This is a genomic window from Chryseobacterium sediminis, from assembly GCF_008386505.1.
Lineage (GTDB): Bacteria > Bacteroidota > Bacteroidia > Flavobacteriales > Weeksellaceae > Chryseobacterium > Chryseobacterium sediminis.
Genome location: NZ_VUNZ01000001.1, coordinates 1,459,809 through 1,473,902, shown reverse-complemented (window position 1 = coordinate 1,473,902; position 14,094 = coordinate 1,459,809). Strand labels below are relative to the sequence as shown.

General features: G+C 34.8%; 11 protein-coding genes. 4 read left to right on the top strand and 7 right to left on the bottom strand.

Annotation, left to right across the window (positions count from 1 at the left end; translation table 11 throughout):
* Positions 1-4 precede the first annotated feature (4 nt).
* From FW780_RS06765 to FW780_RS06755, 3 genes are all read left to right on the top strand, one after another.
* Positions 5-925 carry an ATP-binding cassette domain-containing protein gene (locus FW780_RS06765; RefSeq protein WP_149832794.1) on the top strand — a complete coding sequence of 307 codons (921 nt, stop codon included), beginning with the start codon at positions 5-7 and terminating at the stop codon, positions 923-925.
* Positions 922-2,487 (top strand): ABC transporter permease/substrate-binding protein, encoded by a 1,566-nt coding sequence (locus tag FW780_RS06760; protein WP_149832793.1) that lies wholly within the window; start codon positions 922-924, stop codon positions 2,485-2,487. Before FW780_RS06765 ends, FW780_RS06760 begins: the two co-directional genes overlap by 4 nt.
* Before the next feature lie 384 nt (positions 2,488-2,871).
* Complete coding sequence (locus FW780_RS06755) at positions 2,872-4,788, top strand: amidohydrolase (RefSeq protein WP_149832792.1); 1,917 nt, start codon at positions 2,872-2,874, stop codon at positions 4,786-4,788.
* 193 nt (positions 4,789-4,981) lie between these two features.
* Here the strand turns inward: FW780_RS06755 and FW780_RS06750 are convergent, their stop codons facing one another.
* From FW780_RS06750 to FW780_RS06720, 7 genes are all read right to left on the bottom strand, one after another.
* Positions 4,982-5,500 carry an HD domain-containing protein gene (locus FW780_RS06750; RefSeq protein WP_149832791.1) on the bottom strand — a complete coding sequence of 173 codons (519 nt, stop codon included), beginning with the start codon at positions 5,498-5,500 and terminating at the stop codon, positions 4,982-4,984.
* Positions 5,497-5,754 carry a hypothetical protein gene (locus tag FW780_RS06745; RefSeq protein ID WP_149832790.1) on the bottom strand — a complete coding sequence of 86 codons (258 nt, stop codon included), beginning with the start codon at positions 5,752-5,754 and terminating at the stop codon, positions 5,497-5,499. Before FW780_RS06745 ends, FW780_RS06750 begins: the two co-directional genes overlap by 4 nt.
* A 189-nt stretch (positions 5,755-5,943) precedes the next feature.
* Complete coding sequence (locus tag FW780_RS06740) at positions 5,944-6,396, bottom strand: hypothetical protein (RefSeq protein ID WP_149832789.1); 453 nt, start codon at positions 6,394-6,396, stop codon at positions 5,944-5,946.
* Positions 6,397-6,412: 16 nt separating this feature from the next.
* A complete protein-coding gene (locus FW780_RS06735) occupies positions 6,413-9,565 on the bottom strand; it encodes a peptidoglycan-binding domain-containing protein (RefSeq protein ID WP_149832788.1) in 3,153 nt (1,050 codons plus the stop codon).
* Between the two features lie 31 nt (positions 9,566-9,596).
* Positions 9,597-11,048 carry an ATP-binding protein gene (locus FW780_RS06730; RefSeq protein WP_149832787.1) on the bottom strand — a complete coding sequence of 484 codons (1,452 nt, stop codon included), beginning with the start codon at positions 11,046-11,048 and terminating at the stop codon, positions 9,597-9,599.
* Positions 11,049-11,156: 108 nt separating this feature from the next.
* Positions 11,157-12,575, bottom strand: a complete 1,419-nt coding sequence (locus tag FW780_RS06725) for a contractile injection system tape measure protein (RefSeq protein WP_149832786.1) — start codon at positions 12,573-12,575, stop codon at positions 11,157-11,159.
* Positions 12,576-12,621: 46 nt separating this feature from the next.
* Complete coding sequence (locus FW780_RS06720; protein ID WP_149832785.1) at positions 12,622-12,942, bottom strand: hypothetical protein; 321 nt, start codon at positions 12,940-12,942, stop codon at positions 12,622-12,624.
* A gap of 560 nt (positions 12,943-13,502) precedes the next feature.
* Here FW780_RS06720 and FW780_RS06715 point away from each other — a divergent pair.
* Positions 13,503-14,087 carry a DUF4255 domain-containing protein gene (locus FW780_RS06715; RefSeq protein ID WP_149832784.1) on the top strand — a complete coding sequence of 195 codons (585 nt, stop codon included), beginning with the start codon at positions 13,503-13,505 and terminating at the stop codon, positions 14,085-14,087.
* Positions 14,088-14,094: the final 7 nt, after the last annotated feature.

The window sequence follows — 14,094 nt, the reverse complement described above, 5'->3', positions numbered from 1 at the left end:
GCCTATGATTACAGTGGAATCGGTTTCAAAAAGTTTTAACGGAAAAAAAGTAGTAGATACTATTTCTTTTCAGGCCAATGACAAGGAAATTTTAGTTCTTCTGGGAACAAGCGGCTGTGGAAAGACCACTATGCTGAAAATGATAAACCGCCTTATTGAAGTAGATTCCGGGAATATTTTGATTGACGGTAAAAATATTCAGTCCCAAAAAGTGGAAGAGGTACGAATGGGAATTGGTTTTGTCATGCAGCATTCCGGATTGTTTCCCCATTACACCATTCAGCAGAATATTGCCGTCATTCCTGATTTGCTGAAGTGGAACAAAAAAAAGACAACTGGAAGAACTCTTGAACTATTGCATAAGCTTCATCTTTCGCAAGAGGTGCTTACACAGTTTCCCAATGAATTAAGCGGCGGTCAGCAGCAAAGAGTGGGAATTGCCCGTGCTTTGATTGCCGATTCGCCTGTTCTGTTGATGGATGAACCTTTCGGTGCGTTGGATAATATTACCAAAGCTGATATTCATGCAGAATTTAAATCACTGGAAGAGCTTAAAAATAAAACCATTATTCTGGTAACTCACGATGTTCAGGAAGCATTCGATTTAGGTCATAAAATCTGCTTGATGGATCAGGGGAAAATTATTCAGACGGGAACTCCAAAAGAAATGCTCTATCAGCCGAAAAATGATTTTGTTAAAAATTTCTTTGCTAAAAACCGGCTTTTACTGGAATACAAAGTGGCCAGACTGAAAGATATGGCCTCTCTGATTGAAGGCGGTCGTTTCTATGAAGAACTTCAGTTTTCAGGCAATACAAGTGTATGGGATGCGTTGCAACAATTGAGTGCAGATATTTTGCTTTCTAAAGATTACGAAAATCTGGTTAAAGCTTTTAATGAATACCGAAAACTTCAGACTGTATGAGTGAGCAGAGTTTTTGGCAGTTTATCGCAGAGCAGCACGAAAAACTGCTCACTCAGGTTGTACAGCATCTGGGACTCACTTTTTTGTCTCTGTTTCTGGCGATCATTATTGGTGTGCCCTTAGGGATTTTAATTGCCCGAAAAAAGAAATTATCAGGTTCTGTTTTGGGAATTGCCGGAATTTTGCAGACCATTCCCAGCATTGCATTGCTCGGTTTTATGATACCTGTTTTCGGGATTGGGGCAACTCCGGCCATTGTTGCATTGCTGATCTATGCGCTTTTACCCATTATCAGAAATACCTACACCGGAATAATGGAAGTAGATCCGGCGGTCACTGAAGCCGCAAAAGCAATGGGAATGAATAGAAATCAAATGCTTTTCAAAGTTCAGCTTCCTTTGGCGATGCCTGTCATTATTGCGGGTATCAGAACGGCGGCGGTTATTAATGTTGGGGTGGCAACATTAGCTTCATTTGTGGCGGCAGGAGGTTTGGGCGAATTTATTTTTGGCGGAATTTCCCTCAATAATACCAATATGATTCTGGCCGGCGCTATTCCGGCAGCGTTGCTGGCGGTTTTTTTAGATCAGACCATCGCGGTTTTGCAGAAATTAAGCTATCACTCTGTAAAGAAATTAAAATATATTGTTCCGGCTGTATTGGCGATTATTGGGATCATTTACCTTTTGACTTCTGTTTCAGATCATAAACTTAAAGCAGGCTTTACCCCTGAATTTATGGGGAGGCAGGACGGAGATCTGGGACTTCGTTCTGTATACGGGATTGATGCGCATCCTCTGGTTGTAAGTGATGCTATTATGTACAAAGCAGCCTACGAAAAAGACCTGGACCTCATCAGCGGATATTCAACAGACGGGAGAATCAAGGCTTTTGATCTGTATGTTCTGGAAGATGACAAGAAGATTTTTCCTCCGTATTTTGCAGCTCCGGTGATCAAGACAAAAACACTGGAAAAGTTTCCTGAATTAGATAAAACACTGAATCTTTTAGCAGGGAAATTCAATGATTCAATCATGACAGATCTGAATTATAAAGCAGAGTATCTCAAGCAGACTCCTGAGAAAATTGCTAAAGATTTTTTAATAAAAACCAATTTATATAAAGATCCGCGTAAAGGAAATTCCCAAACCATAAAAATCGGGTCAAAAATTTTTGGTGAGCAATATATTCTTGCCGAAATTTATAAGATGCTCATTGAAGGCTATACCGATTATAAAGTGGAAACGAAAACAGGGCTTGGCGGAACGAAAATCTGCTTTGATGCTCTGATGAATGACGCAATTGATTTTTATCCCGAATATACGGGAACCGGTCTGCTGGTTTTGCTGAAACCTTCGGCAAAAAAGATAGAAGAAGTCTCTAAGAGTCCGGAAAAAACATTTGATTATGTCAATCTGGAATTCCGGAAACAATACGGAATCGAATGGCTGAAACCACTTGGTTTTAATAATGCTTATGCCTTGATGATGCGAAAGAAACAGGCAAATGAACTTAAAATTAAAAATATTTCAGACCTGAAAAATTATCTGGATTCAAACTAATGATTTTAAACATGAAATTTTGAGAGACAGCGCATTATAATGTGTTGAAAAACGTATGCTGTAAATGTGAATTAAATGAGAAGGTACTGTAAATTAAAATTTTAGGCAGAAAAAAATAATCAATATTAAGTGAAAAAAGTTTGTTGAAAGAATATTTTTGTTATTTTTATAAAACAAACTAATACCTGTAAATAAATGAAAAATATTTATACATAAATATTTATTTGAATATATCTTTTAAAAATAATCTCATTTAATTTTAATAATGTAATCTGTCTTATTCGTTAATAAGGTTGCCTTTCTATGTCGTTAAGATAGGATGTTATTAAAATAGATACAGAAAGAATTAAACTTTAACCATACTCTTAAAACCAAATTATTCTTATGGAAAAACAGCTTAAACAAACGCACTCTCACGGATGTACACATTGTTCTTGTGACAATCCTATTTTGAAAATTTTTAAAGACGAGCTTTTCAGCGCCGAAAATCTGACGAAAATAAATCCCGGTTCCGGAAAAGCAACCCATGAAAAACCGCAAACCCTGATGATAAGCGGAGGTAATATTCTGCCAATGATCGGAGGTTCAACTGGTACCATTGATGCCATTGGATTTGCTGACGGAAAAGTAGTTGTAACCGGTACAGCAGATCAGGTAGAAACCTATATGAATGAGAAGCATTCAGGATTTCAAAGAAAAGAATTAACAGGTACTCAAACTTTACTACCAGGACTGATAGAGCCCCATGTTCATATGATTCCTACAGCAATGATGACTGGCTGGCTGGATCTGAGTCCTTTTGACGGGCAGAATTTAAAGGCTGTGTATGATTTAACTTCTGTTGGGGCAATCATCAACGGACATATTCCTAAAATTCCAGGAGCTGTTATTTTAGGTAGAGGATTGGATCCGTCATTAATGCCTTTTAAGGAAAAAGAGGGCAAAAAAGAATTAATAACGATTGATAATGTAATACTTGATACTATTAATCATGATACTCCTATGATGTTGTTAAGTGCCTCTATGCATACCCTTTATCTGAATACTAAGGCATTGGAGTATGTGTTTGATCACAATTCGGATATAAAGAACGAGTATAAAACTGTTGACAAATATATCAGTGAAACGAAAGGCCAGCTACAGGAAGGTTTGCAGATGACTCCGGCATTGAAGACCGTAAAACTACAGATCATTGCGATGAGCATAGAGATCAATCGTTATCTTACGGAGCTTTTTCACACGGCTAATTCAAGAGGTGTAACTTTTATGTATGATGCGGGACTGAATAAGGGATCAGAAACACTTTTAACCAAATATTTTGAGACTCATCCTGAAGTGGTAAGAACGGGCGGGGCACTTCTTTGTTCTAATCAGGAAGACGTAAATAATCTGGATCATTATAAAGAACCGGAACATTATAAGCCTGTATATTATGGACATATTAAGGTGGTTTCGGATGGTTCAAATCAAGGACTAACCGGATATCAGAGTACTCCATATCTGTGTGATCCTGCAAATAATACAGGGGTATTTAATTTCCCGCAGACAGGTATTCCTGCCAATACAATTCCGCCAAGTTATAATACATTGATCAATACTGTGGTGGCTGGAAAAGGCTGGCCGTTAATGGTTCATGCCAATGGTGATCAGGCAGTAACATTTGCTATCAATGCTTATCAGCGTACTTTGGCTCAATATAAAGGTTCTGAACTTCGTAACCGTATAGAGCATTGCTCGCTTCTGACGGCAGATCAGATTACGAATATGCTTCAAATGGGAGTTTCTCCAAGTTTCCTTATCGGACACGTAGGCTACTGGGGATATGCTTTTAAGGAAGTAATATTCGGTGAAAAGGCGCAAATGCTTGATCTTTGTGGTTCAACGCTTGCTGCCGGTATGAGAATTACTCTTCATAGTGATAATGAGGTGAGTCCATTAGGCCCTTTGAGAATGATGGAACAATCGATTACCAGAATTATGGAAAAGAATCCAAAAGATATTGAAGTTTTAAACAGTGCAGAACGTATTACCCCTGAACAGGCTTTGATTGCTGTTACTTATGATGCTGCATGGCAATGTTATGCAGACAAATGGGTGGGGTCTTTAGATAAGGGGTATTTTGCTGATTTTGTGATATTGGAACAGAACCCTCTTTCATTAAATACTCCTGCATTACAATATATGAAAATGCGGGACATTCCGGTATTGGAAACCTGGGTAGGCGGTGTATGTGTGTATACCAATGATCAGGCGGCCAAGATAGTGACCGAAAAAGATATGGTTTTTTCAGGCAAACAGTAAGGTCTGAGAGATTAAATAATTGCTGATCAAATATCAATCAGAGCAGATGATTTCTGCTCTGATTCTTTACCCAATATAAATTTTATGTTTTGCTTTTGACTCTTTATAATATCTTTTAGCTAAATTATAGTGGCTTTGACTAACAGCAGTAACAAAAAAATATATCAGGCAGTCAATTTCGGATAGAGATTTTTTACAGTAATGTTTTTAAGTAGATTAATAGAGAATTTGCTAATTCTGTGTTCATTTTAGATGATATTATTTGTTGAAATTTTGGTTGTTCTTTTTGATACATTTCATATAATTTCTTATTATTTTGTATCAAACAAAACTCTATATTAGCTATTCTGTCCGCTAATTTTACAATAATGCCAGCTTGATTGTGAATCAGTTTGTTATACATATTGTTTTTTCTTTCTTCTCTATTTTTCCCCTCTCCATCAGTTAAAGAAAATACAATATCAGTAATTTTTTTTCCAAATTTTTTCTCTAATTCTTCTATTGAAACTGTAGTATCTTCCAGTATATCATGAAGCCATGCGCTTATCAGGATATCAGTGTTTTCTTGATTTGTCGGAAGAATAGAAAATTTCATTAATATACTTACTACATTGCCTAAATGAATTTCATACGGGTATATTCCATAGTGCTGACCATTGTGCTTTTCTATTGCAAATTTTCTGGCATTATACAACTGGTCTTTATAATTCATCTTACTTCTTTATCTATTATTTTCATGATCTCTTTTGCTCTGATTTCATCTACAAATTCTCCCGGTGTTGGATCCGGATAATAACTTAATGCTGCTTTTTCATTATGCCATTCTCCATTATAGTATTCTTCTCCCTGCAATCCTGTGTCTTTATACATTACCGCTCTTAGTAGTGAATAGTGTTCCTTATTATTGATCTTTTCTATTTCAAAGTGATAATATAAGATCTTTTCTATTGTATCTTTTTTATTCATTTTCAAGTAAATTTATATTTTTTGGTGTTTTTATTTTTTTATATTCTGCAGCCTGTTTAGCGATTTGTTTGAAATAAAACTCTCCGAAGTCGGGAGACTTCGGAGAGCTGGTTAGCTCATTTTTGAGCTAACCTTGATACAATTTATTGATAATATTAAGAATAGAATAATTTGTTTGTACTACTATAATTAATCTATTTTTTGGGCATTACCCTTGATTATAACATTATTTTCTTTTTGATTTAGATACAAAACTTCCCTTATTACCCAACGTTTATTATCAAAGTTACTTTTCTGACTAAAATACACATTCAAAATTTGTGATATAAAAAAAGTATTAAGATAGCTCATTTTTTCTTTCATTCCAATTTTTGAGTCATTCAAAATATCTTCATAAGAAGGATATTCGGTAAGATTTTCAAATAATTCTAAGGCATAGTTTTCACCGGTTTGTTTATCATCTTCTATTAATTCATTCAACAATTCTTCATACTTGGGTTGCATTATTTTATTGAAAATATCTAGCTCAATATTTATATCAAATTGATATATTTCTTTGTCTTCAATATATTTTTCATAGTAATGTTCATCATAGAATAAATGTTGAGAATTCGTTTCTTGATTATTAATGTATACTTGCATCTTATTTATCTTTAATTTAATTTAATTTAATATTTGTTTGGTTTCCATTTATATCTATTTTAAAAATATTTCCGTCTGGTTCAACTGTAATAGATCCTGATGGACCATATGCTTCACCTGCTTTTGCATCTTCTGCTGATCTGACACCAGATCTCTGAAAAAAATCTTCAGGAGTTGTAATTCTTTCAATACTTTTTGTTTCATTACCTGGAATTATTTTAGTCGTTTCCATTTTTAACCATCCTTCAATTTTTCCGGCATCAAAAATAGCATTATTTGATTTTATTATTTTTCCTGCTTGAGAGCTTGTCAATTGACCAAATCCAACATCTAAATCACTTGTTAGAGTATAATTACCTCTTATTCTACTACCACCAAATATAACAGAAGAGTTTCTAGAAAATGCCTGTTTTAAGATAAATGTTGCTTGATCTTTTGAGAGACCAGGTATTATTTGAGATAATTTATCTGATGCTTCAGTAATTATTTGTTCTGTTGTTTTAATTGAAGAGGGAATAGAAATATCTTCTTCTTCAATCTTGCTCTCTCTGGAATTTGTTTCCTTTTCTTTAGGTGATTTTGATTCATCTAAATTAGTATTTTTGACCGGTTTTTCACCTTTAATTTTTTCAGTTTCTTCCAGTAAACTCCTCACCTTTACAAGGTCATTATCTGCCATTGCTTTTTCAAGTTCAATAGCCAGCTTGTCATCTTTAGCTAAAGTTTTTGCCTTTTCAAAGGTATTTTTAACCAAAAGCAATTGTTCAGGGGTTAATCCTGTATTACTTATGAGTTTGTTTAGTTTGAGTTCGGCTACAAAACTATCAAATGTAACAATTCCTTTTCGAATAGCAAATACCGCTCTGGCTAATAATTCGCCTGTTTGTGCTAAACCTGGTATTGTTGCGTAGGTAAGCTGTTTTGCTTTTACAAAGCCAGCCAGTATTTTTTGCTGTTGGGCTTGTATTTTGGCCTGTTTAACAATATTTTCCCTTACTTTTTTTTCAAGACCTTCAATTTTAAGTAGATCACTTTCTAATATAGTTAATGCTTTTGTAGTATCGTCGGCATCATTAAATGCCTTGGCTGCTGCAGAAATAGGTTTAGCTGATCTTAGTATTTTTGCTAATGATCCTGCATCTAACGCAGCACCAGCAATGGCGAGTACCAGCCAAGCCAAGCTAGGATCGTCACCTTGCAGCACCTGCCCGACTTGTATTGAGGCATCATATAAACTTTGGTTTAAGTTATAGTCATGAATCTCCTGTTTTACAAAATATGTACTAATCGCTAAAGTACCACCGCTGGCTAAAATAGCTAACAAAAATGGAGTAGCCTGCCCTAAAGATACAATGGAAAGAATGATACCTCCGGCTATAAGAATAATATTTTTTATAAATTCATATTTCGCTTCTTGTCGGACTTTATCCTGTATAACTTTTACAGCATTTTTATTGCTGGAAATACCTGCTTGTTGTATAGAAATAGGAATAAGTTCTCCCAAATCCCAAATAAAATCTAAATCCTCATCTATTATATTTTCTTCAGCTTCATTTATTTTTTCCAACTGTGTTATAATACTGTTTTTTAAAGCAGCTATAATTTGTTCGTCGGTTTTGAAATCAAAATTTTCCCAATCAGGAGCCCATTCTTGCTTTTCGACTTTCAGTCCTTTATTGTTGAAATCATCACCTATTGATAAAATAGGAATAGATCTGTAGATTTCATTTCTGGCAGAGTATTTTCTTTCAATTCCTGATGCTTTATTTATTTTTTGATCATGAATGTCTGTTGCATAAGGATCCCTACCAACAGCATCGTAGGCTTCTTGATATAGCTTTTGCTGCTCTTTAAAACTAGGCAGACTAGCTTGTATAGCAGCCATTTGTTTTTTATAAGCTTCTATACCGGTTTTAAGTTCCTGTAATTTATTTTTATGCTCTCCATATGGCAGCCAAATACCATGTCTCTCTGCCTCTGTAAGAATTAATTTCCTGTTAATTTGAAGCATATAAAGAGCCATTTCTTTTCCGAATTTTTCAAACTCTTCAATTAATATGTCTTGAGCTTCGCTATTTTTAGGGGTTTTCTCTAAAAGTGCAGCTGCTTTTTTACCTTTTGGAGAAAGTTCAGGTGCTTTTAAAGATTTTAGTTTGTTTTTTAGTGCTATATATTCACTATCCTCTGTAATTTTACTGTATTCGCTAGTTAAAAATTTGTTAAGCTCTTCTCTGTTAATTTTCTTTTCATTTTTTTTATCTTGATCATTGTCTACAATTCCTAATAATTTTTGTTTTAAAGCTTCTCTGGCAGATTCATTTTTTGGTGCTCCAAAGAAAAGATTATCCAGATATTTCTCAAGAGGTACAGTAACATTTGTTGGTGTTCCTGCTTTGATCTCTCCTGCAAAGTTTATTCTACCCTCTTCACCCCAGCTCTCAGCTACTTTTATCGCATTCTCTTTACTGCCACCATATACAGCCTGATAATAAATAACATATCCTTCAATTGTATTGCCTTTTGGGATTTTTGTATTGGGAATGAAGCTAACAATTAGGCAATAATCATTTGCATGTTCAGGGTTACATTTTTTTAATTGTATAGGATCTTTGCCTGTTTGGAAAGATGATTGAAAAAATTCTTGACTTTCAAGCTTAGATTCTAAAAGAGATGCAGGTTCAGATATACCTTTATTTCTTGTGTCCGATTCTGTTTTTTTATTTGATAATGTGGTTTTTCCGATAGTTTCCCCTTCATCTGATTTTTTTGTTTCGTGATTCATTTTCAACAAAGTTTCCTTATCAAAAATTCCGGAAGCTGTAATGCCGTTATTGCTTTGAAAGTTGATGAGTGCAAGCCTTGTTTTATCACCAAAATAAGCCTTATTTTCAGATACTTTATGCCCTAACTTTTCAAGTGTGGTATTAAGCGTTGAAACATGCTGCCCTGTGTCAAACAATTGAATGACAGATCCGTTTTTTTCTACTTTACTGAATGCTCTGGTTTTAAAAGGACTATATGTTATTTGGGTAACTTCTGTTTTTGCGAGGGATATTTTGCTGTCCTGATCGGTGATCTGCTCAGGCTTTTCTTTATCTTCTTTACTGTTGTTTTTTTGCTTATCGGACCTGCCGGCCCTCGGCGCAAATGTTTTTTTGTGTCTGCTCATGGTATTGGTTATTAGATGAGTTTATGTTATGCTAAGAGGTTTGTACAAATGGGCTTAGGCGGGCCTGGTTTTTTCCGAAAGCCTTTTCGTTTTCTATCATTAAATAAGTGCTTATTAATGAATAGGTAATAGTGGTTTCATTACGATCATGTAATGCCATAGCTATATTTTTCATAATGTTTCGGATGTTAGCACCAGTATAAGCATACTCTTTGGTTAAATGTTTTAAAAGTTCCTCACTTTCAAAAGCTATATTATGAGGGAGATAATGCTCCCACAGGGCTTTTCTTGTAGTTTCTGTAGGTCGTATTACATTTACAGAAACATCTATACGACGCTTGAAAGCATCGTCCATGTTGTTTTCAAAATTGGAAGCAAGAATTGTTAATCCGTCAAATTTTTCTATTCGCTGCAACAAATACGAAACTTCCTGGTTGGCGTAGCGGTCATGAGCATCTTTTACATCAGAACGTTTTCCAAATAAAGCGTCGGCTTCGTCAAAAAACAACATACAGTTTTTACCCTGAAGCCTGTTGAATAGCACTTCAAGATTTTTCTCAGTTTCACCAATGTATTTGCTCACTACCTGTGAAAGATCTACATGATACATATCAATACCATATTCATTAGCAAGAATGCCTGCCAGCATCGTTTTTCCAGTTCCCGGTGTTCCGTAAAATAAAGCAATGAAACCAGGTTTAAAACTATGCTCATTGGTTTTGAAAAAACCGTTTTCCAATGCTTTTATATAATGTCCGATGGGTTTTATTTGTTCCCTCACATTATCTTCTAAAATAATATCTTCCATGGTGAGATCAGATTTGTAGAGCTTTCCCGGAAAATAAGAACCATGATCTAATTGTGGTTTTTGACCTGATAAAAAATAATTCAGATAAGCGGTATCCAATTCAATTTTTCCATGAATGAACTCTGCTGAAGAACGATTATAAATAAGATCATTTTTGAGCAGGACACTTCCATTGATGAGTTGCGCACCATATTGTGACCACAGGGACAAATCTTTACCTGCCAGCAAGAAAAGTGCGGTTTGAAAAGTTGGCTTAAAGCTGCGGCTTATTTTATCATATTCACCGCCTGCTTCAATAGCAAATGCATTGCTGCTTTCTTCTATCTGTACAAAAGTTTTCAGGACAGACGGATAATGAGCGGAAGCAATCCCCAGCGCTAAGATTATTCTGTCCACAACGGTAAGCTGATGGATGTTTACCGTAACCGAATAAGGAGACTGATCGTCTGATTTTGGAGGTTCAGGGATTTCATAATCACCATTCAATTCTATCTCATCTTCCAGAAACAATTCTTTGCATCGTTTTTCAATAAGTGATTGTAACCATTTCATTTCTTCATTTAAAGAGTTATGATTTACAGTATTGACTTGGAATAAAGGATTGATTATTTCTGTTTTTTCATTAATATTTGTCTTAATTAATGACGTATGTTCATGGTTAATAGGAGATTTCATAATCTTATTTTGAATTAATAGTGTTGTGGTGATCGTATTCCTGATTTTATATCAGCAACTTTAGAGAATTTGGAAAGCTTCAGAGTATCTAGAAAATGCAGCCTGTTATTACCAGTTCACAAATATGAATTTTTTGTGCCACGGCAATTTGACAAGACCAATGCCCCAGGAAAGCTTTTCAAGAAGAATATCCTGTGTTTTTCGTTCTACGGTAAGCGTGTAATCAGAGTCAGTGATGACTAATTTCCCTGGTCGTTGGAAAAACTCGTTTTGTACTAATGCTGCAGAAGATTTTTTCATAGGAGCCCAGTTGTGCTGTACACTTTCTATTACATTTTTAGCCTGTGTTTTATGCTTACGAGAAAGTTTAATATGCCTGTTAATCGTTTGGTTCATCGGAATATTACACAGGAATTTTTCAAAAATCATGTCGTATTCCGGAGCATTTATTTTTCCCGTAGCAATATAATGCAATAGGTGGGCACACAATTCCGGATCAGTGAGCTGTTGGGTTTTGGGATCAATGAGTTCACAATGTTCAAACAGGGTTTTGATGAATGGATGGATTAAAATAAGCCCTGCATTTTGAATGTATTGTTCCTTGTCCTGATTTACATTTTCCTGAATAGGATCCAAAGGTTTTAAATCTTCCGGTTGATCTGTTGCATTCACTTTGATGCTTTCAGAAATTTCATTTTCTGTAATAAAAGGGAATATTTTAACTATTGTTTTCCTGTTCTGATGATTGTTTTTTGTGGTTGATAAACCAAGCTCTTTTGTTGCTGAAAATTCTTGTAACAGATACTCCCGGGGATGATTATCGGATGTATTAAAATACTTTGATATTACATTGAAAATCAAACGCCATATCGCAATTCTGTCTGTATGCTTCAGTTTTGATAGATGATGGATTGTATCAGTGTTTAGATTGATTTTCAATTCTTTATTTTTCAAAATTGCGAGGCATAACTGTGCAATTTGTTCATTGGAAAGCTGGTTGATAATTCGATTTCTGACATTTTCTTTTGACAAAACTGATACAATGCTTTTTTGAAAGCTTCCTGCCGAAATAATACGGTCAAAAACTGATGATTCCAAAATAGCCATGCTATTGCTCTCCGAATTCCACCAAGGCATAGTTCCTTCTTCTAAAAAATAGATAAAAGCTTTGAGAATCTTTTCCTGATTGTCTACCAGATATGCTTTAGTATCGTTTTCTGTTTCCTGATGGGAAACTTCTACAGGTTTCGCCACTTCTGACAGTTCTTCTTTGAAGAGTTCAGCTATTTTATCTTTTAACTCAGTATTTAATGCGCTGCTTTTTACCTCCACATTTAATTCTAAACGAGGAATCTGCAGGGTATGACCGGCTAACTTATATTCTAAAGCCATGATATGATTTTCTATTTCCGGAAGAACATCAATAGACAAAAAGCTATTAATATCATCTTTTATACTCAATGCTTTGGATTTGTTGTTTACGGTAATTTCAACAAAAACTTTCTGAATGATATGATTTTGCTTCACATTAAATGGGTTTAATTTTTAAAATATGGGAAATCGTTAAATGATTTTACTTTCGGTCGAATTCTCCACCCCAAAAACCTGCAGGACAAAGACTTAATTTTGATCTTTGCTTGGCACTCAATCTGCATCCGCAGCCTCTGATAAATCCGTCTTTTGGACCATCTATTACTTCCAGTGTTTCTGGATTGAGCCATTTCATTGCGTTGCAATTATTACCGTTTTTTAAAGGACATGCATTACAAATTTCTTCCCTTAAAGAGAAAATAGCCTCCTCGTTTTGATTCGCTGCACCCAGTTTTGAACGTAATTCATTAAAATGACCACCAATGATTTCATTTCGCTTGCTGAAAAGATTTTTAATATTCATATGATTAAAGTTTTTTTAATTATTGGGTCAAAATTAGAAAGAAGAGAAACCATTTTGCGAATTATAGGACCGCTCTATTCTGTCTTTGCAGTAAAAGACAAAATCATTTCCTCGTGATGCAGGTTTACAATTTTTAGAGCTGTTGAGTACGGAAAACGTGATAGAAAGTCTGTGATTTTTTTGAAAACCAATATTTCAGGGAATCAATTATTATACTCGATTATTTACAACCCAGAAAATGGAAGGACCAATAAAATTGTCATTTAATTATTGGACAATCTGATGTTGAAATACAGTGATTTTTAAAAGCAGAATGAGACTCAATAGGCAGACTGAAATTGAGTCATAATTAGACAAGGAAAATCTTCAGTATAAATTTTTATTTTTTAGGATTGTTTTTAATGTATTTGTTTTCAGTGTGTTAATTGTGGTGTTTTTGTTTTTTTTAACTAAGTAATAAAATCCTATTTACTGCAAAGACTGTATTGAGTCCCCAAAATATTTGTCTTCTGAGGGGTGGTGATTGTATGTTTGCACCATAATAATTAAGAACAGAAATTATGATTAATAAAGTATTAACAGTTTTAAAAAATCAGCTAAATGCTCCGGATGGTTTATGGGACCCTAACGTTCCTAACGAAATTGAAATCGCTGTTGTTGATGATATCGCAAAGCATGATAGCAATCCTGAAGGACTTGATAACAAAGTAGTAATCAGCCTGCTCACCGTTGAGGAAGAATCAACCTTGAAAAACAGACCAAGGTATCAGCAGGTGGTGGTAGACAACAATCCAGTCCGTTACGATAAAGAAAGTACTCCGGCTTACTTAAACCTCTATGTAATGATTGCTGCCAACAGAAGTACATATAGCAAATCTTTACTAAGTATTTCAAAAGTTATTGAAGTATTTCAGGCAAAAAATGTTCTGGAATATGTTGATCCTAAACCGGAAAACAACTTCAGTTTCAGAATTGAACTGCACTCTATTCCCTTTGAGCAGCTAAGTTACGTCTGGGGATTATTAGGCGGAAAAGTAATGCCTTCTGCTTTATATAAAATCAGTGTGATAAAAATTGCAGCTAAAGAGGTATTCCCTGTTAAATTAATTAATGACGTTAATATACAAAGTATTAAAGTTGATTAATCATAAA

Coding starts and splice junctions, on each gene's coding strand:
- FW780_RS06720 (WP_149832785.1), bottom strand. CDS start 12,942: ATGAATATTAAAAATCTTTTCAGCAAGCGAAATGAAATCATTGGTGGT.
- FW780_RS06745 (WP_149832790.1), bottom strand. CDS start 5,754: ATGAATAAAAAAGATACAATAGAAAAGATCTTATATTATCACTTTGAA.
- FW780_RS06750 (WP_149832791.1), bottom strand. CDS start 5,500: ATGAATTATAAAGACCAGTTGTATAATGCCAGAAAATTTGCAATAGAA.
- FW780_RS06735 (WP_149832788.1), bottom strand. CDS start 9,565: ATGAGCAGACACAAAAAAACATTTGCGCCGAGGGCCGGCAGGTCCGAT.
- FW780_RS06755 (WP_149832792.1), top strand. CDS start 2,872: ATGGAAAAACAGCTTAAACAAACGCACTCTCACGGATGTACACATTGT.
- FW780_RS06740 (WP_149832789.1), bottom strand. CDS start 6,396: ATGCAAGTATACATTAATAATCAAGAAACGAATTCTCAACATTTATTC.
- FW780_RS06730 (WP_149832787.1), bottom strand. CDS start 11,048: ATGAAATCTCCTATTAACCATGAACATACGTCATTAATTAAGACAAAT.
- FW780_RS06760 (WP_149832793.1), top strand. CDS start 922: ATGAGTGAGCAGAGTTTTTGGCAGTTTATCGCAGAGCAGCACGAAAAA.
- FW780_RS06765 (WP_149832794.1), top strand. CDS start 5: ATGATTACAGTGGAATCGGTTTCAAAAAGTTTTAACGGAAAAAAAGTA.
- FW780_RS06715 (WP_149832784.1), top strand. CDS start 13,503: ATGATTAATAAAGTATTAACAGTTTTAAAAAATCAGCTAAATGCTCCG.